This is a genomic window from Microbispora siamensis (assembly GCF_016863095.1).
Taxonomy (GTDB): Bacteria; Actinomycetota; Actinomycetes; order Streptosporangiales; family Streptosporangiaceae; genus Microbispora; species Microbispora siamensis.
Map to the genome: position 1 here is coordinate 70746 of NZ_BOOF01000013.1, position 25744 is coordinate 96489.

Here is a 25744-nt window from a genome sequence, read left to right on the forward strand (position 1 = left end):
ATTAGTAGCAGGAAGTGACGGCATGCGGCCATCGGGACACGCGTCCGGGGGGTTTCCCTACGACATCAGGACAACTCGTCTACCGCGCTGCGGACGTCCTCGCTGGTGATCGTCGTCAGCTCGGCGGCGTTCGCCGATCCCTGCTCGGCGAGACGGACGTCGCGCCGCAGCGCGGCCCGCTCGTACAGGGAGCGCGCGAAGCGGCCGTTGCCCAGCCCGTCGATGAGCCTCTCCCGGCAGACCCAGTCGAAGACGTCGGCGAGGTCGCGCGCGGCCGAGGCGTCGAACCTGTCCCCGCTCCCCGCGGCCAGCAGCTCCGCGATCTCGGTCAGCTCCGACGGCCGGTAGGAGGGGAACGACACGCGCTGGTTGAACCGGGAGGCCAGGCCGGGGTTGGTCGCCAGGAACGCGTCCATCTCGCGCTCGTAGCCGGCCAGGATGATGACCACGCGGTCGCGGTCGTCCTCGGCGCGCTTCAGCAGGGTCTGCACCGCCTCGGCCCCGAAGGCGTCGCCCCCGGAGTAGCCGGTGTTGACCAGGCTGTAGGCCTCGTCGATGAACAGCACGCCGCCGAGCGCCCGGTCGACCAGCTCGTTGGTCTTGATCGCGGTGGCGCCGAGGTGCTGCCCGACCAGGTCGGCCCGCGACGCCTCGACCACGTCGGGCCGGGCCAGCAGGCCCAGCGCGGAGAAGATCCGGCCGAGGATCCGCGCGACGGTCGTCTTGCCGGTGCCCGGAGGGCCGACGAACACGAAGTGCCGCATCTGCGACTGGACCGGCAGGCCCTGCTCCTGGCGCATCCTGGCCACCTTGAGCTGGGCGGCGATCGCGTGGACCTGCCGCTTGACCGGTTCGAGGCCGGCCATCCTGTCGAGGTCCGCGAGCGCCTCGTCCAGGGTCGGGGTGACCTGGTAGCCGCGGTATCGCGCGGTGATCTCGTTGAACGCCTTGGTCACGTCGTCCGCGGTGGTGGTGACGAGATCCTCGCCGCGCGGCGCCCCGCCCGCGCTCACCACGCGCACGTCACGGGCCTGCGCGGCGGCCTCGGCGAGGCTGCGGGCGAAGCGGGCGTTGCCGAGGTCGTCGACGAGCCCCCGGCGCTCCACGTCCTCGAACAGCCGGCGCAGCACGGGACGGGCCTCGGGGGCGAGCCGGTCCCCCCGGCGCTGCTGCAGCGCCTCGGTGATCTCCAGCAGTTCCGCCGGGCTGTAGCTGGGGAAGCGCACCCGGGTGGCGAAGCGGCTCGACAGCCCCGGGTTGGACGCCAGGAAGTCGTTCATCTCCCGCTCGTAGCCGGCCAGGATGACGATGAGCCGGTCGCGGTCGTCCTCGGCCCGCTTGAGCAGCGTCTGCACGGCCTCCGCGCCGAACCGGTCGGGCTGGCCGTCGCCCGAGTTGATGAGGCCGTACGCCTCGTCCACGAACAGGACGCCGCCGAGCGCGCGGTCGATCAGCTCGTTGGTCTTGATCGCCGTGGCGCCCAGGTACTCCCCCACGAGGTCGGCCCGCTGCGCCTCGACCACGAACGGCGTCTCCAGCAGCCCGAACGCGTAGAAGATCTTGGCGAGCGACCTGGCGACGCTGGTCTTGCCGGTGCCGGGAGGGCCGACGAACACGAAGTGGCGCATCGGCCGCTCGTTGGCGTAGCCCGCTTCCCTGCGCAGCCGGGCCGCCTCGATCGACGCGGCGATGGCGCGCACCTGCTCCTTGACCGGTTCGAGGCCGATCATGGACTCCAGTTCCGTGAGCGCCTGCTCGACCGTGATGGGCGGCGGAGCGCCGGTCTCGGCCGCGGCGGCCTGGTGACCTCCCGCCCTGGCGCGCACCTGCACCTGGGTCTCCGCGCCCGCCGCCTCCCGCTCCGCCTCCGCGCGCACCCTGCGGGCCAGCACCAGGCGGTAGAGGAGCACCGCGGCGGCCACGCCGTACGCGCCCCACAGGGCGGCGGACGGCGACAGCGGCGACAGCGACAGCGCGACGACCCCGGCGGGCGCGAGGGACATCAGCGTCGTCAGCCACGGCGGCACCCACCGGATCAGGTGGGCCGCGCCGCCGGCCAGCGCGCCCAGCAGCATCAGCAGGCCGGGCACGATCGACTGCCCGCCGAACACGCCCATGAACAGCGGCAGCAGCAGGCCCCACCCGGCGAGCACGAGCACGGTCGCGGCGGCGCGCGGATAGCTGAGCGCCAGCGCGAGGAAGCACAGCGCCAGGAACGTGTAGATGAACGTGGGCGCGAGCGACCAGTTGAGCGCCGCGGCCACTCCCATGGTGGCGACGAGCAGCACCACGAACAGCGCGCGTCGTGCGAACGGCGGAAGTTGGAAATAACGGAAACGCACCTGTTCGAACAGATCACGTGCCGCAGTCCGGCTTAAGAGGCTCGCCGCCCGTGCCCTGTCGGAGTCCCGCATCGACGCCTCCCCGCTTCGACCCCGGTTATACCGCACGTGCGAACGGAATGGGTGGACCCATGCGGCGCGGTGGACGACGCACGTCGCCGGAACGGGCCGGCCGCCCGAGTCGCGCGCTTCGCGGCTACCGGGTGGTGCGGGCCTGGTGGCGTCCGGGGTACTCGCGCATCAGGACCTGCCGCGGCGTGACCCGCAGCACGTCGTCGTCCGGCACGGCGACGCCCCGTACCTCTGCCCAGAATCGCGGGTCGCCCACGAAGAGGACCACGCGCGGGTCGCGCCGCACCGCGTCCCACGCCTCGTCGCCGGCGATGAGGCGGAACTCGCCCGCCGGGGTCACCGAGGTCACCGCGCTCACCGCGAGTGCGCGCGGGCCGTCCGCCCCGGTGCAGGCGAGGACCACGTTGCGGGAGTAGGCCGCCGCGTGCCGCACCTCCTCGCTGAGCCCTGCCGAGGGGGTCAGGTCGCCGGGAATGCGGGTGCCGTGCGACTCGGACGGCACGAGCGAGGCGCGCCACGGGCCCGGCCCGCCGCGCCACCAGGCCCGCGCGGCGCGAACCGCGAAGGCCGCCGCCCCGAGCGCCAGCGCGCCCCAGGCACAGCGCCACAGGGCCACGACGGCGAGGTACGGCCCCCCGAGGGCCTCCGCCGCACCCGCGGCGGCGGCGCAGAGGGCGGCGACGGCCGGGGCGGTGAGCGCCACGGCGAGCCACCGGTCGTGCGGCGGCCCGGGCACGCCCGCCGTCCGCAGCCGCAGCAGCCCCACCGGGACCGCCAGGCACGCGACGGCGGCGAGGGGCGCGCCGGCCGCGTTGGGGACCGGCATGAGCGCCGCGGTCGCCTGCCACGCGCGGGCCGCGACGATCCAGAACGTGACGGCGATGTCGCGCGTCGCCGCCCGGTCGGCCGCCGTGGTCCGGCCCCGATCGGCGGCGCCCGGCCCGGGTGGCACGGGTGACACGAACGGCACGGGCGATACGGGCAGCGCGGCGGCGAAGCGCCTCAGCGCGGCGACCGGGCGTCCCCGCCACGTCTCGGCCAGGAGCCTGACGGCGAGCGCCGCGACGGGGTTCAGGAGCACGAGCCCGGTCGCCCCCGCCCAGACCTCGCCCACCTCCTGCAGCGAACCCGGCCTCGGCTCCGGCAGCGTGGCCAGCCCGGCCACGTACGCCGCCGGGGTGAGCAGCCCGAGCGCGACCGACAGGCAGAGCCGCAGGTCGCGCCGGAGCATGCCGGGCACGTAGGACCAGGCGCCCACGCGCGTGGCCTGCCGGACGCAGACCACGAGGACGGCCGCGAGCACCAGTGCGCCGCCGATCCGCGCCTCCCCGTGCATGCCGGGGAGGCGATGCGTGCCGGGGAGAAGTCCCGAGCCGGGCAGCACGACGGCCACGCAGATCCCGGCCGTCGCGACCGCGAGGATCACGCGCACCTGCCGCGACCAGGTCTCCAGGGCGCGCCGCGCCCGGCCGGTGTCGCGCGGATCGGCCTCCCAGGCGGGGTCGTGGTGGTCGCGCGGACGCTGCCAGCGCAGCAGCGTGAGGCCGAGGTTCACCCACGCCGCCGGGTGGTCCCCGCGCCTGCGGAGGGCCTCGCCGTACGCCCGGGCGGCCCCGTCGTGGTCGCCGCGCAGCAGCGCGAGGTCGCCGCACAACACGTGCGGATCGGGCTCGTCGGGGGCGAACCGGACGGCACGCCGGGCCTCCGCCCACGCCTCCCGCCACCGTCCGGGAATCCGCCGCAGCGCGCTCGCGAGCCGCAGCCGCGCCGCCCAGGAGCCGGGTGCGAGCCGTACGGCCTCCCGCGCCGCCGCGACCGCCTCGGTGTCGCGGCCGAGACGCTCCAGGGCCGCGCCGGCCAGGCGATGCCCCCATTCGTCCTGCGGATCGCGGCCGATCGCCTGGCGCGCCGCTTCCAGCGCCGCCTCCGGCTGGTCGTGCGACAGCCGGGCCACCGCGACGGCGCACCAGGCGCGAGGGTCGGCGTGGTCGAGCGGGGGCGGCACCGGGGACGCAGCACATCCGTCGATATCGCTCCCCACGACCGCATGATCCGTTGCGGTCGCCCGCTTGCCTAGACGCGGGATATATACCTATAGCTCTCTAGAGAGCCGGATTGCTCCGCTTGATCACCTGGGGTGATACGGATCCGGCGATATGTTCCCGACATCACCGGAAGGGCTGAGAGATCCGCTTCCCATGGCCTAAGCTGCCACGCATGTTCCAGCTGGCCGGGATTTTGGGGCAGGGGCACTGAACGGACTATGATCATGGTTTCGGTCGAGTCCGCCACCGTCCGCGCCGCGGGCGCCCTGCGTGAGCACCGGGCGAGCCGGTGGTCGGTGCTCGTGCTCCTGTGTTTCAGCCTGCTCCTGATCGCGGTCGACGCGACCGTGCTGCACATCGCCGTCCCGGCGCTCACCGCGGCCCTGGAGCCGTCGTCCGTGCAGCTCCTGTGGATCATCGACATCTACTCGCTGGTCGTCGCGCCGCTGCTGGTGACGTTCGGCACGCTGGGCGACAGGTACGGCAGACGGCCCTTCGTGCTCGGCGGCTACGTGGTGTTCGGCCTGGCCTCGCTGTCGGCCGCGTTCGCCGGGACGCCGCTCGCGCTCATCGTCTCGCGGGCCTTCCTCGGGGTCGGCGGCGCGATGATCATGCCGGCGACGCTCTCGATCATCCGGCAGGTGTTCACCGACCGTCGTGAGCGGGCGATCGCGCTCGGCGTGTGGAGCGCCGTCGCCGCGGCGGGAGCGGCCGTCGGGCCGCTGATCGGCGGGGTCCTCGTCGAGCACCTGTGGTGGGGCGCGGTCTTCCTCATCAACGTGCCGCTGCTGCTGGTCGCGTTGCCGCTCGCCGTACGGATCCTGCCGTCGTCGCCGCGCCGGGCCGACCATCCGTGGGACGCGCTGAGCGCGGCGCTGTCCACCCTGGGCATCCTGGCCGTCGCGTTCGGGCTGAAGGAGGCGGGGTCGGGGCACACCCTGGGGCGCGGTCCCTCGCTCGCCGTGCTCCTGGCCGGCGTCGCGCTGCTCGTCTGGTTCGTACGGCGGCAGCGGCGGCTGCCGTTCCCCCTGCTCGACGTCGGGCTGTTCGCCCAGCGCGGCTTCGCGACCGGCGTGGGCTGCGTGCTGCTGGCCATCTTCGCGCTGGTCGGGCTGGAGCTGATGCTGGCGCAGTATCTCCAGCTCGTGCTGGGGCTGTCGCCACTTGAGGCCGCCGTGCGGATGCTGCCGCTCATGGTCGCGGCCATCGCGGGCGGCCTGGCCGCCGCGCACGTGCTGGGGCGTGCCGGGCTGCGCGCGACGGTCGGCGGCGGCCTCGCCCTGACCGCGCTGTCCCTCACCCCGGTGCTGACCTGGGGCACCGAGCAGCATCCGGTGATGCTGGCGGTCTGCTTCGTGGGGATCGGCTTCGGCGTCGAGGTCGCCCTGCTGGCGGCGTCGGACACGATCATGGCCACGGTGCCGGAGTCGCGGGCCGGCGGCGCCGCCGCGATCGAGGAGACGGCCTACGAGCTCGGGGCGGGCCTCGGCATCGCCGTCCTCGGGACGATCACCACGATCGTGTACGCCCCCTCCCTCACGGCCGTCCCCGGGATCCCGGCCGGGCTCATGGCACAGGCGCGCGAGTCGCTGGCCGCGGCCGCGCACGTGGCCGACGAGACCGGCGCGACCGGAGCCGCGCTGCTGGACGCCGCCCGCGCGGCCTTCGTCACCGCCCTGCACTCCACCATCGTCGTCAGCGTGGTGCTGCTCGCGCTCACCGCGCTGGCCGTGGCCCTGCTGCTCCCCCGCCACATGCCCACCCCGGCGAACGCCGACGCCGAGGAGTCCGACGGCGTACGGACCTGAGCCGGCCGGGCGCATGACGAGGGCCCAGGCGGGGAAGTGTCCGGGCAAGTCACCCCCCACCCAGGATGAGAAGCCGTGAAGAGAACCCTGCACGACTTAGCCTCGCTGGCCGCCCGCATGGGCGTCGGCGGGATCTTCTTCGCCAACGGCTGGCAGAAGCTCGAAGCCGGCCTCAACGCCACCGCCGACCAGTTCACCGCGCTCCAGGCCCCGCTGCCCCACGTGTGGGCGCCGGTGACCATGCTGACCGAACTGGTGGGCGGCACGCTGCTGATCGCGGGCCTCGCCGTGCCGATCGTCGGGCTGCTGCTGTTCGCCGAGGCCCTCGCGGTGTTCGTGGTCACGGCGGGGGACACCGGCCTGCCGCTCACCGGGGGCGACATCGAACTGATCGTGGCCCTCGGGGCCGCCTCCGTGCTGCTGGCCGTCACCGGCGCGGGCCGGATCTCGGTCGACCACATGGTGGTCATCAAACGGCGCGAGGCCGAGGCGGCCGGGGAGTTCGCGGCCGACGCGGAGGCCGACGCGGTCATCGCGGCGCTGCGCCCGCCACGGCCCGGCGAACCGGGCGCGGGCGAATCCCCGCCACGGCCCGCCCCGTCCGGGCCCGCTCCCGGGGAGCGGCAGCCCACGCCCGCTCCCTCTGCTGATTCGCCCACCTCGCCCCCGGCGGGCGGCGCGGGCGACGGCTCCACCGCCGCCGGGACTGCGCCGGAGCGGGCCGGCGAAGAGGCTCCGGCCACGACGACGGTACGCAAGGCCGCGCCCCGGCAGCGGCGAACGAGGCGGGAGGACGACACGACCACGGAGAGCCGGGCCGAGGCGCCCCCGGCCCGCTGAGCCGGGGACCGCGCCGTGCGGGCCAGGCCGTGCGAGCCAGGCTGTGCGGGTCAGGCCGTGGGGGCCGGGGTCAGGCCGCGGCGTCGGTCTCGGCGGGGACGGCGGGCTCCGGCGGAGCGGTACGCCCGGCGCGGCGCCGGGGGATCATCCCCTGGATCACGGCGATGCCCAGCAGCACCACCAGCGCTCCGGCGGGCTGGTTCCAGGTCAGGTGCTCGCCGAGGAAGACCACGCCGGAGGCGGCGGCGAACACCGGGATCAGGTAGGTCACGGCCGATCCGGCCGTCACCCCGACCTGCCGCTGGATCCCGTACAGCAGCAGGTAGGCGATGCCGGTGCCGAACGCGCCGAGCGCGACGATGCTGCCCCAGACCGTGAGCGGGGCGTCGAACTCGACCAGGCTCACCCCGGCGAGCGGCGTGATCACCGCGAGTTCGGCCGTACCGGCGACCAGTTGCGCGGCCGCCAGCACGATGGGCTCCTCCCCGCGCGGGGTGATGAACCTGCCCATGTACGCCCCGCCGACGCCGTAGCAGGCGGCCGCGCCGAAGCAGGCCAGGCTGCCGACGGCCTCGCCGCCGGAGATCGGCTGCCACACGCCCAGCACCACCATGACCCCGGCGAAGCCGAGGCCGAGCCCGGTCACCCTGGCGGCCGTCGCCTTCTCGCTGCGCAGCAGCAGCGCGAACAGCAGCGTGCACAGCGGTGTCGTGGCGTTCCAGATCGCCGCGAGGACCGAGGAGACGTGCTGCTCGCCGTACCCGAAGAGGGTGAAAGGCACCGTGGTCAGCACGATCGAGGCGACCGCGAAGTGGCCCCACAGGCGGGGGTCGCGGGGCAGCCGGCGGCCGGTCGCGAGCACGGCGACGAGCAGGGTCAGCGCGCCGACGGCCATCCGGCCGAAGGAGATCTGGAGCGGATGGAGGCTCCCGAGCGCCACCTTGATGAAGAAGAAGCTGTTTCCCCAGATGAGCGCCAAAAGGATGAAAGACGGGAGCCACCGTCGCATACGCGCATTCCCTCCGCTGTGTGCCGGTAAGGAGCGTAGTGCGGTGTGGCACCTTAGCGGGAGCGGTTTTCGGCCGCGGAGGTCAGGGCTCCCGGGAGAGCGGCAGGCGCAGGAGGAAGCGCGCACCGCGCGGGCTGTCGCTGATCGTCAGGGTGCCGCCGTGACTCTCGGCGATCTGCCGGGCGATGGGCAGGCCCAGGCCCGCGCCCCCGGCGTTCCTGCTGCGGGCCGTGTCGAGCCGGGTGAACCGCTGGAAGACGAGCTCGCGCTGGTCACGCGCGATCCCCGCGCCGTCGTCGAGCACTTCGAGCACGGCCAGGCCGGAACGGAACCGGGGATCGCCGTCGGGCGGATCCTCGCGCCGCACCTCCAGCCGTACGGTGGTGGCGGCGTGCCTCTCGGCGTTGTCGAGCAGGTTGGCGACCAGGCGGCCCAGCCGGATGCGGTCGCCCCGGACGACCACGCCGGGGGCCAGGTGCGAGACGACCCTCCTGACCGGGCGGCGGGCGTCCAGTTCCGCGGCCACGAGCCGGCCGAGGTCCAGCCGCTCGCGCTCGCAGGGCGCGCCGACGTCGAGACGGGCGAGCGTCAGCAGGTCGGAGGCGATCGCCTGGAGCCGTTCGAGGCTCTTCAGCACGGCCGGGCCGATCTCCCTGAGGTCGGACTCCTGCGGCGCGAGCAGCGCGTCCTCCACCTGCGCGCGGATCGCGGTGATCGGGCTGCGCAGTTCGTGGGACGCGTCGGAGGTGAAGCGCCGTTGCTGTTCGAGCGTCTCCTCCAGCCGGTCCAGCGTGTAGTTGACGCTCTGCGCGAGGTCGTGGATCTCCCCCTTGGCCTCGGGGACCGGCACTCGCCGCCCGAGGTCCGAGGCGTTGATCTCGTCGAGCTCGGCCCGGATGGCCCGCACCGGCAGGAGCGCCCGCTTCACGCTCCGCCAGGTGCCGTACGCGACGGCGGCCGTGACGAGCACCGATCCCGCGGCCAGACCGGCCACCAGGGCCGGCGGCGCGTCGAACCCCTGGACCGGCGCGGCGCTGTAGACGGTCCAGTCTCCGCCGTCGCTGTAGACCTGCTGCGCGACCACGACGCCACACTGGCCCTCGCCGAAGGGTCCGCCGCAGACCTCGCGCGTGGCCCTGCGGAGCGGCGCCCGGGGACGGAAGGTCGCCATGACCGGCTTTCCGGCCATGTCCGGCGTCGCCGCACGCACCCTGCCCTGCGGGTCCACCACCTGGACGGGCCGGTCCCGCCCGTCGGGGGGCAGCACGCTCCCCGCCTGCCCGCGGTCCACGAGGTAGGCGACCCGGCCGCCGGCCGCCGTCACCTCCCTCATGAGGTTCTCCCGGGCCGCCACGTGCAGGGACCACACCAGGACGATCGAGAACGCGGCGCACAGCAGGGCGACCACCGTGCCGGTGAACAGCGCGATGCGGCTCCTGACCGACCAACGATCCCCGAAACCCACGTGATCGCCCACTTACGACGTGGCCTTACTGAGCGTGCGTAAGAAATCTACTCTCCAGGGCGTTATTAACCGGTAACGGAACAAACTGGACGGGATGGTCCTGCAAGGCCGAAATACCGACACGCGCAACACGACCGGCAAGCAGGTAAAGGAGCCTTCCGGACGGCCCTCTCGGATGGTGGGATATGGGGTATGAACGCCGCCGGACCACTGCCGGTAATCGACGTCGCCGCCCTCACCGGCCCCGGGACCGACCGGGAGCGCGCCGAGGTCGCGCGCCGGATCGAGGCCGCCTGCCTGGACAGCGGTTTCTTCTACATCAGCGGTCACGGGGTGCCCGAGGCCCTGGTCGCACAGCTCAGGGACGGCGCGGCGCGCTTCTTCCGGTTGCCGCAGGAGCACAAGTCGCGCATCTCCATGGACCGGGGCGGACGGGCCTGGCGCGGGTATTTCCCCGTGGGCGGTGAGCTCACCTCCGGCCGGCCCGATCTCAAAGAGGGCGTCTATTTCGGCGCGGAGCTGGGCCACGACGATCCCCGGCCGCTGCACGGGCGCAACCTCTTCCCCGAGGAGGTGCCCGAACTGCGCGAGGCCGTGCTGGCGTACATGGACGCCCTCACCCACGTCGGGCAGGCGGTCATGCGGGGCGTGGCGCTGAGCTTGGGACTCGACGAGGACTACTTCGCCGCCGGTTACACGGCCTCGCCCACGATCCTGTTCCGGATCTTCCACTATCCGCCCCCGCCGTACGCCGATCCGGACGAGTGGGGGGTGGGCGAGCACACCGACTACGGCCTGCTAACGCTGCTGCTCCAGGACGACAATCCCGGCCTCCAGGTGCACACCTCCCGCGGCTGGATCGAGGCGCCGCCCATCCCGGGCACGCTGGTCTGCAACATCGGCGACATGCTCGACAAGCTGACCGGCGGCCTGTACCGGTCGACCCCGCACCGCGTGCGCAACGCCACGGGCCGCGGCAGGCTGTCCTTCCCCTTCTTCTTCGACCCGGGCTGGGACTGCGAGGTGCCGCCGCTGCCCTCCCTGCCCGCCCGCGAGGGGGGCCGCGCCCGGTGGGACGGCCTGGACCTGCGGGCCTTCACCGGCACGTACGGCGACTATCTGACCGCGAAGGTCGCCAAGGTGTTCCCGCTGCTCGGCGACCGGGTGCTGCCGCCGGCCTCCGGCACGCCTGAAAACGTGTAATCAAGAAAGCACTGCAAGCGGCACAATATTCGCCATGCCTCTCCCCCGCTGGTTCGCCGAGCGCGTCGAACCGACCGCTCCGGACGCCGAGCTACGCGTCTCCACGATCGAGCTCTTCTTCGACCTGGTCTTCGTCTTCACGATCACGCAGCTCACCTCGCTGCTGGTGGGCGATTTCACCCGGCAGGGCGGGGAGGGGTTCACGGGCCAGGGCACCGTGCAGGCGGTCCTGATCTTCGGTCTGCTCTGGTGGATGTACTCCGGCTACGCCTGGCTCACCAACACCGTGCCGCCGGAGCGCGCGGCCCGGCGGGTGCTGATCCTGTGCGGCATGGCCGGATTCCTGATCATGGCCCTGGCCATCCCGCGCACCTTCTCGGGCAGCGGCGTGGCGTTCGCCGTCGGCTACCTCGTCATCGTGCTCGTCCACGGCGGGCTCTACCTGCAGGCGACGGCCGCGATCGCGCGGGTCCTGCCGTTCAACCTGGCCGCGACCGCGCTCGTCTTCGCCGCCGCCTTCGCCGGCCCGCCGTGGAACTACGCGCTGTGGACGGCGGCCCTCGTGCTGATCTGGATGAGCCCGATCTTCATCGGGCAGAAGGGCTTCCCCCTGCATCCGGCGCACATCGTCGAGCGGCACGGTCTGCTGGTCATCATCGTGCTGGGCGAGTCGATCGTGGCGATCGGCATCGGGGCGACCGACGGCCACCCGGGGGCGGCGCTGATCGTCGCGGCCCTGCTGGGCCTCGCCCTCACCGCGTCGCTATGGTGGGTGTACTTCGGACGCGGCGAGAGCGGGCCCGAGCACGCGCTGATGCGGGCCGAGGTCGTCCAGCGGACGCGGCTCATCCTGGGCGCGTACTTCTACGCCCACATCCCGATCCTGCTCGGGGTCGTCGCGACCGCGGCCGGTATCAAGAAGGCGGTCGGCCACGACCACCTCGGCCCCGGCCCCGCCGTCGCGCTGGCCGGGGGAACCGCGCTGTTCCTGCTCGGCGACCTGTGGTTCCGCCGGGTGCTGGGGCTGGGACGGCCCGCCGTACGGGTCGCCGCGGCGCTGCTGGCCGCGGCGACCGTGCCGATCGGCCTGTGGTCGTCGGTCGCCCAACTCGGCGCGCTGGTCGTCCTGGTGATCGCGATGATCTGCCTGGAGAACGTCCTGTAGAGGCGGGTCGCCTCAGTCCGCCAGGCCGTTCCTGGCGATCACCTCGCGATACCAGCGGGCGCTGTCGCGCGGCGTGCGCTCCAGCGTGTCGTAGTCGACGCGGACGAGCCCGAACCGCTTGTGGTAGCCCCGGGCCCACTCGAAGTTGTCCATCAGCGACCACACGAAGTAGCCGCGCAGGTCGGCGCCCCGGTCCATGGCCGACCGGGCGGCGCGGAAGTGGGCGTCGAGGTAGGAGATCCGGCCGGGGTCGGACACCCCGTCGGGAACGGCCGCCCCGTTCTCGGTGATCATCAAAGGCATGCCGGGGTAGTCGCGCGCCAGCCGTACGAGCAGGTCCTCGAGACCGGCCGGGTTGATCTCCCAGTCCATCTCGGTGACCTCGCCGTGCGGGTCCTCCCAGGCGATGCCCTCGCTGCCGGGATACTCCGGATGCCCCTCGGCCGAGGGGTCGGCGACGACCCGGTTGACCGTGTAGTAGTTGACGCCGAGCACGTCGATCGGCTGCGCGATCGTCGGCAGGTCGTCCAGGTTGACCTTGGTGAAACGCTCCAGGTGGGCGAGGATGTCGGCGGGGTACTCGCCGCGCAGCACGGGGTCGAGGAAGAGCCGGTTCGCCAGCCCGTCGATCAGGCGGGCCGGCTCGGGGTCGCCGAGGATCGGCGTGAGGTTCAGCGTCAGCGACACGGACTCCGCGCCACCCGCCCGCAGCGCCTGCACGGCCAGGCCGTGCCCGAGCATCAGGTGGTGGGCGGCGGTGAACGCGGCGGCCGGGTCGGTCACCCCGGGCGCGTGCCGGCCCGAGCCGTACCCGACGAACGCCGACACCCAGGGCTCGTTGAGCGTCGTCCAGACGCCGACGCGGTCGCCGAGGCGCCGGTGCACGGCGGCGGCGTAGTCGGCGAACCGGAAGGCCGTCTCGCGGTTGGTCCAGCCGCCGGTGTCCTGCAGCGTCTGCGGCAGGTCCCAGTGGTAGAGGGTCGCGACGGGCGTGATGCCCTTGGCCAGCAGGGCGTCGACGAGGCGGTCGTAGAAGCCCAGGTCGGCCAGGCGCGGCCAGGCCACCGAGAACCGGTAGGCCTTCAGCCCCAGCCACGCCATGATCTCGACGTCTTCGAGATAGCGGTGGTAGTGGTCGCAGGCCACGTCGCCGGTGTGGCCGTCGGCCACCATGCCGGGCGTGTGGGAGAAGGTGTCCCAGATCGAGGGGACGCGGCCGTCGGCGTGGACCGCTCCCTCGATCTGGTACGACGCGGTCGCGGCGCCCCAAAGGAAGCCGTCGGGAAATGAGGTCATCGTGAACTTTCGCGAATCGTCAGCCGGGGTTCGAGGAGCGTCGACTCCGGTACGGCCTGGCCCTCCAGCTTGGCCATGAGCAGCCGGACCGCCTGCCTGCCGACGTCCTCGGCGGGAATGAGCACGGAGGTCAGCGCGGGGCTGGCCCGCTCGGCGATGTCGTCCGGGCAGATCGCCACCACCGAGACGTCCTCGGGCACCCGCCTGCCGAGGATCCGCAACGCCCCCAGCACATGGCCGGCGGCCGCCTCGTTGTGCACGACGAGCCCGGACAGCCCCGGGCGCTCGTCGAGCAGCAGCTTCACGGCGGCGTGGACCTCGTCGAACGACTCCTCGCAGGGCCGCGCGTCGGCCTCGAGCCCGTGGCGCGCGGCCGCCTCGACGAAACCCGCCATCGTCCGCTCGGCGAAACCCGTGCCGCGCTCGTAGACCACCCGCGGCGCGCCGAGCAGCGCGATCTCGCGATGCCCGAGATCGGCCAGGTGGTCGGCGCACAGCGCCCCGGCGCGGGCGAAGTCGAGGTCGACGCAGGTCAGCCCTTCCGGGTCGGCCGGGAAACCGATCAGCACGCTCGGCTCGGAGAGCTTGCGCAGCAGCGGCACGCGGGGGTCGTGGATCTCCACGTCCATCAGCAGCAGCCCGTCGACCAGCGCGCTGGCCGCCACCCGGTGCAGCCCGTCCGCCCCCTCGTCGGCCGTCATGAGCAGCACGTCGTGGTCGTACTGGCGGGCCGTGGTGACGACCGAGGTCGCGAACTGCATGAGGACCGGCAGGTTCATGCCGGCCCGCAGCGGCAGCACCAGCGCGATGACCTTCGCGCGCTTGCTCGCCAGGGCGCGGGCGCCGGCGTTGGGGTGGTAACCCAGGACCCGCACGCTGTCCAGGACCCGCTGCCGGGTGGTCGCCGAGATCGCCCGCTTACCGCTCAGCACGTACGAGACCGTGGAGACGGCGACCCCCGCGTGCTTGGCGACGTCGGCGATCGTCACGGTCCTCACGGGCAGAACCCCAGCGCGTTCACCGTGACCCCCTCGCTCTCGTACACCACATAAAGATCGCGCACTCCGGCGGCTCCCGCCAGAGGAGTGCTCACCTCGACGAAATCGTGCCTGGTCGCCGTGGGCGGGACGCTGACCGCGCCGGCGACCTCGCCGGTCAGGGGATCGTCGAGCCGCAGCGTGACCACGCCTCCCTCGTCGCTCGACACCGCGAGCAGGCACGCCGACAGGCCCCCGTCGGGGAAATCCCCTCCGCCGAAATCACAGTCGCGGAAGGCGATCCACGCCCCCGGCCCGGTGGAGCGGACCGCGTCGCCGGAGTCGAGGGCGGCGTCACACAGCACGACACCGTCGTACTCGTCGTGGTCGGCCGCGTCCAGTGGCCCCGAGGTCAGATCGCGCGGCGGGATGCGCTCGCCCCGCACCCGGAACGACGCGCACAGGCGGATGTCGCCCGACGAGGCGCCCACCTGCACCTTGTGCGCGGCCTCCTCGACCACGAACCTGCCGCGCGTCACGTCCCAGAAGGCCAGGTCGCCGACCGGCACGTCCACCGACACCGTACGGCTCTCGCCCGGCGCGAGCCGCACCTTGACGAAGCCGCGCAACTGGCGCAGCGGCTGCTTCACCCGGGAGCGCCGCTGGTGGGTGTAGAACTGCACGACCTCCTCCCCCTCGCGCTCGCCCGCGTTCGTCACGGTGACCCGGACGGTCAGCGTGTCGCCCTCGCCGAGGTCGGCCGACGACAGCTCCAGGCCGGAGTACGCGAAGCGGGTGTAGCTGAGGCCGTGCCCGAACGGGTAGAGCGGCCGGCCGCGGTAGTAGAGGTAGGTAGCGTCGGAGGCGATGATGTCGTAGTCGAGCAGGTCGGGCAGTTCGGCGGCCGAGTGGTACCACGTCTGGGTGAGACGGCCACCCGGGTCGTCGTCGCCGAGCAGCACGCCGGCGAGCGCGTGGCCGTACTCCTGGCCGCCGTGGGCCGACCACACGATCGCGGGCAGGTGCTCCTGCGCCCAGGTCACCGCGAACGGGTAGCCGCTGGAGACCACCAGCACGGTGGCCGGGTTGGCCGCGTGGACGGCCTTCAGCATGGCCTCCTGCCGCTCGGGCAGCGCCAGCGTCGCGCGGTCCTCGGTCTCGCGGCCGTTCACCAGCGGGTGGTCGCCGAGCACCACGATCGCGACGTCCGCGCGGGCCGCCGCCTCCGCCGCGCGGGCCGCGCCGCTCTCCACCAACTCGACCGACAGCACCGACGCGGCGTCGGGGTCGTCGGTCGTGCGCACGACGCCGTCGGCCACCGTGACGTAGCGGCCGGAGGAGATGTTGCGCAGCACGACGCCCCTCGGCCGCTCCTCGATCCGGAAGGTCTGGCGCACCTCCCAGCCGTTCGGCCCCGGCTGGTCGTTGGCCAGCACGCCGTCCTCGCCCGCCGACACGTGCCGCCCGTTGGCGCAGGACCGGAACGCGAACGCGCCGCCGCCCCAGTCGAACACGTCGAAGCAGGACCGCTCGGTCCCCACGTACAGCGGCCCGCCGGCGGGGTCGGCGGACGCGCCGACGTACCCGCCCTCGGTTCGCAGCGCCACCCGGTCGACGCCCTCGCAGTAGAGGGTCTCGCACCGCTCCGCGAGCCCCGCCAGGGCCGTGACCTGGTAGGGCAGCGTGCCGCTGTACCAGTCCTCGAACAAGGCGTCGGCCAGCGGGCCGATCACCGCGACCGTACGCGGGGCGGCCAGCGGGAGCAGGCCGTCGTTCTTCAGCAGGGTGATCGACTGGCGGGCCGCCTCCCGCGCGAGCCGCTGGTGCTCGGGGCTGTTGACGACGTCGTGGGTGATGTCGTCGTACGGCGTGGCGGGGTCGAACTCGCCGAGCCGCACCCGGATCGACAGCGCGTGCCGCGCGGCGTCGTCGATGTCGGCCTCGGTCAGCAGGCCGCGGTCGAGCGCCGTCCTGACGTGGCCCAGCGTCGTGGTGCTGTCGGCGTCGTCCTGGGTGAAGCTGTCCAGCCCGGCCTTGATCGCGTGCGCGTACGCCTCGGGCAGGTCCTTGTGGTAGCCCTGCAGCCCGGCGAGGTTCCCCGGCGCGTACGCGTCGCTGACCACGAGGATGTCGTCGGGCGCCCACGCGCGCAGGTGGCTGCCGATCAGCGGCGACAGGTGGGCCGGCCGGCCGTTGACGAGGTTGTACGACGGCATCACGGCCACCGCTGCCCCCGACTCGAGGGCCGGGCGGAACGCCTTGAGCTCGTATTCGTGCAGCACCCGCGGCGGCAGGCCGCTGGAGGTCACGCAGCGGTCGGTCTCGTTGTTGTAGCCGAGGAAGTGCTTCAGCGTGGGCGCCGTCTTCATCACGGCGTGGCCGCCGCGCAGGCCGCGGGCGTAGGCCGTGCCCATCACCCCGGTCAGCCAGGGGTCCTCGGAGTAGCCCTCCTCATTGCGGCCCCAGCGCGGGTCGCGCAGCGGGTTGACCACCGGCGCCCAGACGTTGCGGCCCACGCTCTGCGGGTCCTTGTGGTGGAAGGCCATGACCTCGTCGCCCGTCGCCTCCCCCACCTGGCGGACCAGCTCCGGGTTCCAGGTGCTGGCCAGCCCGACGGCCTGGGGGAACACGGTGGCGGGCCCGTGCCAGGCCAGGCCGTGCAGGGCCTCGGTGCCGGTGCGGAAGGCCCGCAGGCCGAGCCGTTCCACCGGCGCCTGGTACTGGTGCAGCAGGCCGATCTTCTCGTCGAGTGTGAGCCTGCCGAGCAGGTCGTCCACCCGTTCGGCGGGAGACAGCGCGGGGTTCCGGAATACCGGGCCTTGAGCCGGTTCGTTCATCTGGAGACTCACCCTTCGCGTCGAAGCGCTTCGATGACCTGCCGAAAAACGCGCCCATGAGGGCGTCGCGAGGATCCGCATGTTCGATTGGAGAAGCGCCGCTGTCGAAGCGCTTCGAAAGGGTTACCGCAAGTTTCCGGTGTGTAAATCCGGGCTTATCCGGAAGAGTGCCCTCATCCTCGGCTCAGGTCAAGACCCTTCGCAGCACCGGTTTCGCCCCGATGTCACGCCGGCCGCATGCGAAGGCGGGCGCGGGGCCGGGAGTCCCGGCCGGTCCGCGCCCGCCCCTCCTGCCGATGCTCGGCTCAGCCGACGATCTGCAGCAGCGCCTGGTTCCTGGCCGCGGCCGGCTCGGTCAGGCGCTGCACCTGACGGCCGTTCCCGTCGAGCACCACCAGCGTGTTGGCGGTGCGCCCGGCGACCCGGACGACCAGGCGGCCGTCCCGCAGGTAGAAGGCGCCGATGAGCGAGCCCTTCACCGGGATGGCGACCTTCGTGCCGGTGGCGACGTCGACCACGGCCGGGCGGAAGCCCCCGGGCCAGGAGCCGTCACCCCCCGGCGCGTTCTTCGAGAGCGGCGCCACGACGACCTTCGAGCCGTCGGGCGACAGGCTCTGCACGTGGTTGGCGAGGGCGACGCCCTTGACCTTGACCGCCTTGCCGGTCTTCACGTCGAGGCGGTACACGCCCTCGGTCGTCCCGGCGTACCCGGCCAGGTAGCGGCCGTCGGCCGACCACGCGAGGTGGCAGACCCCGAGGGTCGAGCCCGCCTTTTTGAGGCCCTTGCCGTCCGCGCCGACGACCGAGATCGACCCGGCGTCGGAGCCGCCCTTCCTCACGTACGCGACCTGCTTGGAGTCGGGCGACCAGACCGGGGTGGCGCACGGGAACCCGGCCGCGGCGCCCTTGGCCGCGGTCGTGACCGCGCGGCCGTCCCCGACCTGCACATACCCGGCGTCGGTGATCCAGGCGAGCTTCCTGCCGTCAGGGGAGGCGGAGAACTGGCCCGTCATCGGCATGGCGCCCAGCTTCGTGAAGCCCTTGCCGGGCTCGTAACGGCTGACCGGGTAACCCTTGCCGTACGACAGGTAGACGGCGACCCCCGTGAGGGGCTTCGGCGCGGCGGAGGCCGCGGCGGCCGCGGGGGCGGCCAGCCCGGCCGTGAGCACGGCGGACAGCGCGGCGGCGGACAGCAGGCGAGTGTTCATCATGTTCCAATTCGTCGACAGTGCGTTGTTCGACGCCTCGCACCCCGGCCCGGTTCGCAGCCACTCGATATCGGCACACCTGCCGCCGCGAGCGGTGCGCCGGGCGCATGGGTCGGCCCCGGCGGTTCCGGGCGGCGGACGGGGACGACGACAGTGGAGGACGGTCAGCGCTGCGCGGGCAGGCGGCCGGAGTCGACCGAGTCGAGCACCCGTGCGGCGGCCCCGAGCGCGGCGGCGCCGTACCCGAGCGTGGACACCTCCAGCCGGCAGCCTCCCCCGCCGGGGGCGAGCACCCTGCCGTACAGCTCCTCCTCCGCGCAGGCGACGAGCCAGGGCGCCAGCGGCACGTAGTAGCCGCCGAGGATCACGACCTCCGGGTTGAGCATGTTGGCCACGGCGGCCATGCCCCTGCCGAGGTGGCGTCCCACGTCCTCCAGCAGTGCGAGGATGTCCTGCTCGCCGTTGCGGGCGCGCCGTACGACCTCGTCGATCTCGAGTTCGAGCTCGGACGGCGAGGCGTCGGGCGCCGTGTGGGCGAGGATCGCGCCGATCCCGGCGACGGCCTCCAGGCACCCGCGCCGGCCGCACCGGCAGGTGGGCCCTGCGGGGTCGAGCTCGATGTGCCCGATCTCGCCGCTGTAGCCCTGCCCGCCCCGCCGAAGGCGGCCGTCCATGACGATGCCCGCGCCCACGCCGACCTCGCCGGTCACGTAGACGAGGTTGGCGGCGTTGCGGTGGGGCCCGAACCGGTGCTCGGCCAGGGCGGCGAGGTTGGCGTCGTTGTCCACGAGCACGGGGAAGCCGGGATCGCGCAGCGCCTTGGTGAGGTCGCCCGCGAGGTCGGCGTCGCGCCAGCCCAGGTTGGGGGCGACCCGTACGATCCCGTTGACGTCCACCAGTCCGGGCACGGCCACGGTCAGGCCGAGCACCTGGCGGGCCTCCTTGGTCATCCGGCTGACGACCCGCCGGGCGAGCGCCGCCATGGCGACGACGGCCTGGCCCGCGCTCGAGGTTCCGCCGGGGAAGGAACGCCGCCAGTTCAGCAGTTCCTCGCCCTTGAGGTCCACCGCGACCGCCGTGATGTAGTCGACGTTGACCTCGATGCCGATCGCGGCGTACGGCGAGCCGTCCAGGACGAGCATGGTGGCGGGCCGGCCGACGCGATGCTCGGTCAGGCCGGTCTCGCGCAGCAGGCGCCGGTCGATGAGATCGGCGACCAGGCTGGACACGGTGGCCTTGTTGAGGCCCGTCGAGGCGGCGATGTCGGCACGTGAGCAGGGTGCGTTCTCCCGGACGAACCGCAGCACGACGGCGAGATTGGTCGCCCGTACGTCGGTGAAGTCGGCCGGCTGTGGCCCGTTGTGCGATGTGATCAATGTCCGCCCCGTTCCCGCTCGGGCTCATCATCCCGCAATTGCGAGCAATTTGGCACGACAACGGCGGCCGGAATCGTGGTACGCACGGACGCGCGGGCGGCGTCGCGCCCGGCTTGGCACCGGCCACCGGTCCCAGCGCCTCCCGGGTAACCTGGTGGCACTCGCTCCTCCGACATTTGTTTGGCTACAGAACTAACTAAAGACTACCGTGCAGCGTCATGTGAATCCAGGGGCAAGCACCCGGGCGAGACGAGCGGGCGCCGGAAGCCAACCACCCGAGCAGCGCTCGGAAGCAAACACCCGAGCAGCGCTCGGAAGCAAACACCCGAGCAGCGCTCGGAAGCAAACAGAGTGCAAACGGGAATCAACCGCCACGGGCGAGTCTGAGCACCGTGAAGAGGGACATGTCGCATTACCTCGGCGAGTTGCTCGTGTGGGAGATCGAGGATTATCTCCGCGCCCGCTCGGCCCGTCCGGAGCGGGCCCGGGTGGCCCGCATCCGGGTGCCCGATAGGTCGGCGGCCGAGATGGTCGCCGCCGACCTGGAGGCGGGCGGCAGTTTCTACGCCGCGGCGAGGCGTGCCATCGCGCGGGGCACGACCCTGCCGGACGACCTGTTCGGCGTGGTGACCAGGGACGAGCACCCCGAGGTGTTCGAGGCGGTGCCGGGCACGACGCTGCCGCCGAAGCGTGAGGGCGAGGGGTTCCTCATCATCCGCCTGGTCGCGTTCGAGACCTGACGTGCGCGGTGAGGGCCTCCCGCGGGTGCGCATCCCGCCCGGAGGCCCTCACGTGGCCCGCTCTAGCGGGCGACGGCGCCCGTGACCTCCCTGTCGACAATCCTGGTCGCACCGGCTTCCCGGGCGCAGTGCGCGCAGCAGAACCAGCGGCCGTCGAACTCGGAGCCGTGGCCCACGATGCGGCACCCGCAGTGCTCACACACGGGCGCCATCCGGCTGATGGCGCATTCGAAGCTGTCGAAGACGTGCACCACTCCCTGGGTGTGCACCTCGAAGGCCATGTCGTAATCGTTGCCGCAGACTTCACAGGTAGCCATGGTTTCCCCCCGTCGACTCGCGGTCGAGGGGGGAAATACCCGCCTAAACCTGCACGAACACCGACTCACAGGGCTCCGAGCAGGGCCTTGGCGACGGACTTGGCCCCGGTGGCCGCCTCCTTCGGGTCCATGAGCACGGAGTCGGGCGCGTTGATCGGCGTGTTCTCCGGACGGTCGCTGCCGGACAGCAGCACCCATATGACGTTCTTGCCGTCCAGCGCGTAGATCTCGTAGCGGTTGGACTGGGCCGTGTCGGTACGCTGCCGGATCGCCTGGCCGAACGCGTCCTGCCCGAAGCCGGGCAGCTTCTCGACCTTGCCCCACCGGATGCCGCCGATCTCGCTGCTCGCCGTGAACCTGGTCTTCGAGCGCTGGTCGATGAGGTAGTAACGAGCGGATTCCGCGTCCCAGAACGTGTGGATGGCGATACGCAGGTTGCGCCACCGTACCTTGCCTCCGCCGAGTGGCAGCTTGTCGTTCCACCACTGGCACTGGCTGACGTTCGAGTTGCCCTCCTTGCTCCGCACCGCCGCGCCCTCGGTGTCCGGCACCAGGGTGGCGGCCAGCGTCTTGAGGCTCACGCAGGCCCGGGGCAGGGGAATCCGCGTCGGCGAGGGCGACGGCGACGGGCTCGGCTTGGGACGGGCGTGGTACGGCAGCGGCTGCCCGGCACGCCAGGCGGTCACCGACTTCGCGAGCTGCCCGAGCAGGCCCTTCACCTCCCGCAGGGCGTTCTCCTCGGTGATGGACTGCGTGCTCTCCGTCGAGAGGAGATCGGACTCCTTCTTCTTCTGGCTCGCCTCGAACTTCACCTGGAAGACCACGTCGCCCACCCGGCCCACTCCCTGGCCGAAGGAGTACCAGTACTGCTTTCCCTCCCGCGTCCATTGGTACTGCGCGGCCGCCGCGTCTCCGATGCCCTGGTACTCCTGGGCCGGCGAGTAGTAGTGCTCCTTGTCCGAGTGGGTCGCCTGGTACTTGTACTGCTTGAGCTCGCCGTCGAACTGGATACGCGCCGACTTCTCGGCCGTGGTCGTCCCGATCGCCTCGTACTTGGACACGTTGACCGTGATCTCGCGGCTGCGGGTGACGTCCTTGTACGAGATGTTCCGGTTGACCCAGCCGCACGTGTAGCGGACGTAGCTGACGAGGCTGTCACCGCGGTTGTCGTTCGTCGAGGAGTCGATCGTCGCCTTCGGCACGAGGCGCTCGGCCTCGTCCGGGTCGAGCATCGAGCACACGTCTGCGGTCGCCGCCACCGGCGCGGCCGACGCCGACTTCTCGGCCGTCGCCGCCGCCGTCGTGGGACCCGCCTTACCGGTCGTCCCCGTCTGCCGCACCGTCATGAACGCGAACGTCCCCCCGGCCACCACCAGCACGGCGACGACCGCCACCACCGGCAGCACCCACCCCCGCCGCGCCGGAACGGAAGGCTGGGTCGGCATCTGCCACAGCTCGGGCGGAGGCGGCGTCGCCGCCTGCCAGCCCTGCCCGGACGGCCCGGACGGCCCGGACGGCGGTGCGCCCTGCCCGCCCGGCAATGGATAGGGATAAGGATTCGCCTGAGCCACCTGCGGCGGCGGCCCGGAGTACGGACCCGGCTGAGGACCGGCGGGATACGCGCCCGGCTGCGGCTGCGACCCGGGCGGGGAACCGGGGTAGGCGCCCGGCTGAGGTTGGGGCCCAGACGGGGAACCGGGGTACGCGCCCGGCTGAGCATGCGGCCCCGGCTGGGGACCGGCGGGGTACGCGCCCGGCTGCGGCTGCGGCCCAGACGGGGAACCGGGATACGGACCCGGCTGAGGACCGGCGGGATACGCGCCGGGCTGGGGCGGCTGACCAGCCGGGCCCCCGGGCGGAGGTCCAGGCTGGGCACCCTGATATGGACCGGGCTGAGGACCCTGCTGGGGACCGGGCGGCGGGCCGTACGGGGGCGGGTAGGGCGGAACCCCCGGGCGGGGGTGGCCCTGCGGCGGGTACGGCGGCATGCCCTGCCGGGGGCGGTCCTCCCGGGGAGGCGTCTCGCCGGGCTCGACGGGGGCGTCGTCACCGCTGGTCATGGGGGTCTCCTACAGATGCAGAGCGGGAGGTCACCCGAGCCCGATGCCGACGAGTTCGGCGGCGCGCTCGGCCGTGCGCCGGTCGGCCGGGGTGACCGAGGGGTCACCGGCGCGCCGGTAGGCGACCTCGACGATGAGATTGCTGAGGCGGAACCAGACCGTGGCCCCGGTGGTCCCGGCGGCGGGGTCGGAGGAGTCACAGGTGAAGGCCTCGTCGGCGATCCCGGGCCGGTCGCGTGCGGCGGCGCCCCGCGCGGCCCGCTCCGCCGCGAGATCGGAGGAGGCAGCCGCCTCCCCCTCCCCCTCGGCCGGCAACCGGTATCCGACCGTGATCGTCCCGTCGTGGCCGGTGGTGTGCTCCTTCCACTCACATCGCCCCTCGGCGGCGGGTTCCCCACGCGGCGTGGCGCCGAGGAGATCGCGGATCTGCGCGCTGGTCAGGCTGCGGCAGGCGTCGGGGACGGCGGCGAACCGCCCCGAGCCGCCCTGCTTCCCGGAGACGAGCAGCCATGCGCCCAGGCCCGCCGCGAGGCCGACCACGACCACCAGGGCCGCCACGGCGACGAAGCGCCACATCCCGGCGGACCGGCCGGCGGGAGCGGGAGCCGGGGCGGGCGGCGCGGCGGCGGCCCGCAGGGCCTGCCGTACGACGTCGGGCGGCGGACGCCGCGCCGGATCCTTGTCGAGCAGGGCGAGCACGATCCACGCGAGCACCCGGGAGGCCCGGGTCATCGGCCGGGGCTCGTGGAGCAGGACGGCGGCGACGAGCGCGGCGGCCATGCTCCGGTGGAAGGGCGGCTCCCCCTCGACGGCGGTGTAGAGCGTGGCCCCGAGGGACCACAGGTCGGAGGGCGGGCCGTCCGGCTCGTCGCGGAACCGTTCCGGGGCCATGTAGTTGGGCGAGCCCGCCGAGCTCTGCCAGGAGTGCCCGGCGCCGCCGACCGGCGCGGCGATCCCGAAGTCGGTGAGCAGGGCGCGGCCGTCCGGCCCGATGAGGACGTTGGCCGGTTTGACGTCGCGGTGCAGGATGCCCCGGGCGTGGGCCGCCTCCAGCGCGTCCAGCACGGCCAGCCCGATCTCGGCCACGCGTTCCGAGGCGAGCGGCCCGTCCTCTCGGATGATCTTGTCGAGCGAGCGGCCAGGCACCAGGTCCATGACGATCCACGGCTGTCCGGCGTGCCCGACGACGTCGTGGACCGTCACGATGGACGGGTGGGTGAGCCGTCCGGCCGCCCGGGCCTCCTCGACGGCTCTGCCGAGGAAGTCGGCGCGCTGCCGGTCGTCCAGGTCCGGCGGGATGCGCAGCTGCTTGATCGCCACCTCGCGGCGCAGCAGCTCGTCGTGGGCGCGCCAGACCATGCCGCCGCCGCCCTCGCCGAGCGGTTCGGCGAGCCGGTACCGTCCGGCGAGCAGGTCCACGGCTACGCCAGCCCCCTCAGGCCCTCGGCGGCCGACGCCGCCGCCGCGACCGCCCGGTCACGCAGGGCGGCCGGGGAGCTCACGTCGAGATCGGCGTACTGGAGCCGGACGACGAGGTCGCCGAGCCTGAAGTACACGTAGGAGACCTGCGCCCTGCCCTCCGGCGTGGTGAGGTCGACGGCGAACGCCTCGTCCGCCACATCCGGCGTCTCCCGTCCGGCCGTCTCGATGCCCTGGGTCCTCTGGTCGAGGCCGATCTCGTACCAGAGCCAGCTCACGTCGCGCGGCCCCGACGCGTACTGCCTGCGCAGCCCTTCCATGAGCGTCTGCGCCGAGGCCGTGTCGAGCCCCCACGGCTCGGGGGTGTCGGAGTCGGTCTCGGCGCTCAGCTCGACGCCGCTGCCCTTCACGGTCCACTGGCAGCTCGTCTTCCCCGGCCGGGCGTGCGCCGGAGCACCGAGGATGCGCCGCACATCCTCGGCCGGCAGCGACCGGCACAGGTCCACGGCTTTGTCGAAGGTGGGCGAGACCCTGCGTACGGGGTCGTGGGGCGCTTCGCCCGACCTGAGGGAGAGCACGACCGCCGCCACGGCGACCGCGACGCCCACCACGGCGACGGCCCCGGCCGCGTACCACCACCGGGGACGCCGCTTCGGCGTCTCGATCCGCAGCCCGTGCCCGGACTCGAGGTCCGGAGTGCCGCCGTCGGCCACCTGACGCAGCAGCGTGAGCGCGGTCGCCGCGTCGGGGCGGGCGGCCGGATCCCGCGCCATCATCCAGGTCAGCACCGGGCCGAGCGGTCCCGCGAGCACCGGTGGGCGGGGAGCCTGGGTGAGGGTCGCCCGGATCACCTCGGAATGCGCGCCCTGATAGGGGGCGACGCCCTCGGCGGCCGTGTAGAGGGTGGCGGCGAGCGACCACAGGTCGGCGGCCGGGCCGCCGGGCTCGCCCGCGAGCCGTTCCGGGGCGATGAATCCCGGTGAGCCGACCAGCAGGCCGGCCTCGGTTATCGACGCCTGGTCGGCCGGGCGGGCGATGCCGAAGTCCGTGAGCAGCACCCGGCCGTCGGCGGAGAGGAAGACGTTGCCCGGCTTGACGTCCCGGTGCTGCACGCCCCCGGCGTGCGTGGCCGACAGCGCGTCGAGCAGGCGGGCACCGAGGTCCGCCACCTGCCGGTACGGCAGCGGCCCGTACGCGGCGATCTGCCGGGCGAGATCGTGGCCGTGGAGCAGCTCCATGACGATCCACGGCCTGCCGTCCTGGAGGAGCACGTCGTGGAGGGCGACGATCCCGGGATGCCGGACGCGCGCGGTGACCTCCGCCTCGCGCATGACCCTGGCGATCAGTTCGGCCCGCTCGCGCTCGCCGAGGCCGTCCGGGAGGCGCAGCTCCTTGATCGCCACCTCGCGGTCGAGCACGGAGTCCCTGGCCAGCCACACCGTGCCCATGCCGCCGGAGCCCAGCGGGCGCAGCAGGTGGTATCGCGAGGCCAGCGTCCCCCTCAGCGATTCGGCCATATCGGGGAGAATAGCGAAAGCGTGATCGATACGCCTGCGTCCCCCAGA

Annotated in this window: 18 protein-coding genes; 5 read left to right on the forward strand and 13 right to left on the reverse strand. The window is 73.0% G+C overall.

Annotated elements, in window-relative coordinates:
- Nucleotides 1-65: 65 nt before the first annotated feature.
- Nucleotides 66-2414 carry an AAA family ATPase gene (locus tag Msi02_RS14040; protein ID WP_204048774.1) on the reverse strand — a complete coding sequence of 783 codons (2349 nt, stop codon included), beginning with the start codon at nucleotides 2412-2414 and terminating at the stop codon, nucleotides 66-68.
- A gap of 124 nt (nucleotides 2415-2538) precedes the next feature.
- Nucleotides 2539-4455, reverse strand: a complete 1917-nt coding sequence (locus Msi02_RS14045; RefSeq protein ID WP_239108395.1) for a CHAT domain-containing protein — start codon at nucleotides 4453-4455, stop codon at nucleotides 2539-2541.
- 228 nt (nucleotides 4456-4683) lie between these two features.
- On the opposite strand from Msi02_RS14045, the gene Msi02_RS14050 reads away from it, so the two are divergent.
- A complete protein-coding gene (locus tag Msi02_RS14050; RefSeq protein ID WP_239108396.1) occupies nucleotides 4684-6267 on the forward strand; it encodes an MFS transporter in 1584 nt (527 codons plus the stop codon).
- A gap of 117 nt (nucleotides 6268-6384) precedes the next feature.
- Nucleotides 6385-7107 (forward strand): DoxX family protein, encoded by a 723-nt coding sequence (locus tag Msi02_RS14055; protein WP_204048776.1) that lies wholly within the window; start codon nucleotides 6385-6387, stop codon nucleotides 7105-7107.
- A gap of 70 nt (nucleotides 7108-7177) precedes the next feature.
- Here the strand turns inward: Msi02_RS14055 and Msi02_RS14060 are convergent, their stop codons facing one another.
- Nucleotides 7178-8116 (reverse strand): DMT family transporter, encoded by a 939-nt coding sequence (locus Msi02_RS14060; protein WP_204048777.1) that lies wholly within the window; start codon nucleotides 8114-8116, stop codon nucleotides 7178-7180.
- A gap of 82 nt (nucleotides 8117-8198) precedes the next feature.
- Nucleotides 8199-9581 (reverse strand): sensor histidine kinase, encoded by a 1383-nt coding sequence (locus Msi02_RS14065; protein WP_239108397.1) that lies wholly within the window; start codon nucleotides 9579-9581, stop codon nucleotides 8199-8201.
- A gap of 192 nt (nucleotides 9582-9773) precedes the next feature.
- Between Msi02_RS14065 and Msi02_RS14070 the strand changes: the two genes are divergently transcribed.
- A complete protein-coding gene (locus Msi02_RS14070) occupies nucleotides 9774-10784 on the forward strand; it encodes an isopenicillin N synthase family dioxygenase (RefSeq protein WP_204048778.1) in 1011 nt (336 codons plus the stop codon).
- Nucleotides 10785-10818: 34 nt separating this feature from the next.
- Nucleotides 10819-11949, forward strand: coding sequence for a low temperature requirement protein A (locus tag Msi02_RS14075; protein WP_204048779.1), 1131 nt, complete (start codon nucleotides 10819-10821; stop codon nucleotides 11947-11949).
- A gap of 12 nt (nucleotides 11950-11961) precedes the next feature.
- Here the strand turns inward: Msi02_RS14075 and Msi02_RS14080 are convergent, their stop codons facing one another.
- The 5 genes from Msi02_RS14080 to Msi02_RS14100 form a co-directional block, all read right to left on the reverse strand.
- Nucleotides 11962-13245 (reverse strand): GH1 family beta-glucosidase, encoded by a 1284-nt coding sequence (locus Msi02_RS14080; RefSeq protein ID WP_204048780.1) that lies wholly within the window; start codon nucleotides 13243-13245, stop codon nucleotides 11962-11964.
- Nucleotides 13242-14249: a LacI family DNA-binding transcriptional regulator gene (locus tag Msi02_RS14085; protein WP_204048888.1), complete on the reverse strand. Its 1008-nt coding sequence runs from the start codon at nucleotides 14247-14249 to the stop codon at nucleotides 13242-13244. Before Msi02_RS14085 ends, Msi02_RS14080 begins: the two co-directional genes overlap by 4 nt.
- Nucleotides 14240-17059: a glycoside hydrolase family 3 protein gene (locus Msi02_RS14090; protein WP_204048781.1), complete on the reverse strand. Its 2820-nt coding sequence runs from the start codon at nucleotides 17057-17059 to the stop codon at nucleotides 14240-14242. The genes Msi02_RS14085 and Msi02_RS14090 overlap by 10 nt, the downstream gene beginning before the upstream one ends.
- Nucleotides 17060-17364: 305 nt before the next feature.
- Complete coding sequence (locus Msi02_RS14095) at nucleotides 17365-18270, reverse strand: WD40 repeat domain-containing protein (protein ID WP_204048782.1); 906 nt, start codon at nucleotides 18268-18270, stop codon at nucleotides 17365-17367.
- Nucleotides 18271-18431: 161 nt separating this feature from the next.
- Nucleotides 18432-19643, reverse strand: coding sequence for an ROK family transcriptional regulator (locus Msi02_RS14100; protein ID WP_193205878.1), 1212 nt, complete (start codon nucleotides 19641-19643; stop codon nucleotides 18432-18434).
- A gap of 392 nt (nucleotides 19644-20035) precedes the next feature.
- Here Msi02_RS14100 and Msi02_RS14105 point away from each other — a divergent pair, with 392 nt between their 5' ends.
- Nucleotides 20036-20383 (forward strand): hypothetical protein, encoded by a 348-nt coding sequence (locus Msi02_RS14105; RefSeq protein WP_204048783.1) that lies wholly within the window; start codon nucleotides 20036-20038, stop codon nucleotides 20381-20383.
- A 62-nt stretch (nucleotides 20384-20445) separates the two neighbouring features.
- On the opposite strand, the gene Msi02_RS14110 is transcribed toward Msi02_RS14105, so the two are convergent.
- The 4 genes from Msi02_RS14110 to Msi02_RS14125 all read right to left on the reverse strand — a co-directional run bounded on the left by Msi02_RS14110 (nucleotide 20446) and on the right by Msi02_RS14125 (nucleotide 25696).
- On the reverse strand, nucleotides 20446-20700 hold the full coding sequence (locus Msi02_RS14110) for a metallothionein (RefSeq protein WP_079320597.1): 255 nt from the start codon (nucleotides 20698-20700) through the stop codon (nucleotides 20446-20448).
- Nucleotides 20701-20765: 65 nt separating this feature from the next.
- Nucleotides 20766-22241 carry a hypothetical protein gene (locus Msi02_RS14115; protein ID WP_204048784.1) on the reverse strand — a complete coding sequence of 492 codons (1476 nt, stop codon included), beginning with the start codon at nucleotides 22239-22241 and terminating at the stop codon, nucleotides 20766-20768.
- A 549-nt stretch (nucleotides 22242-22790) separates the two neighbouring features.
- Nucleotides 22791-24179 (reverse strand): serine/threonine-protein kinase, encoded by a 1389-nt coding sequence (locus tag Msi02_RS14120; protein WP_204048785.1) that lies wholly within the window; start codon nucleotides 24177-24179, stop codon nucleotides 22791-22793.
- Between the two features lie 2 nt (nucleotides 24180-24181).
- A complete protein-coding gene (locus tag Msi02_RS14125; protein ID WP_204048786.1) occupies nucleotides 24182-25696 on the reverse strand; it encodes a serine/threonine-protein kinase in 1515 nt (504 codons plus the stop codon).
- Nucleotides 25697-25744 lie beyond the last annotated feature (48 nt).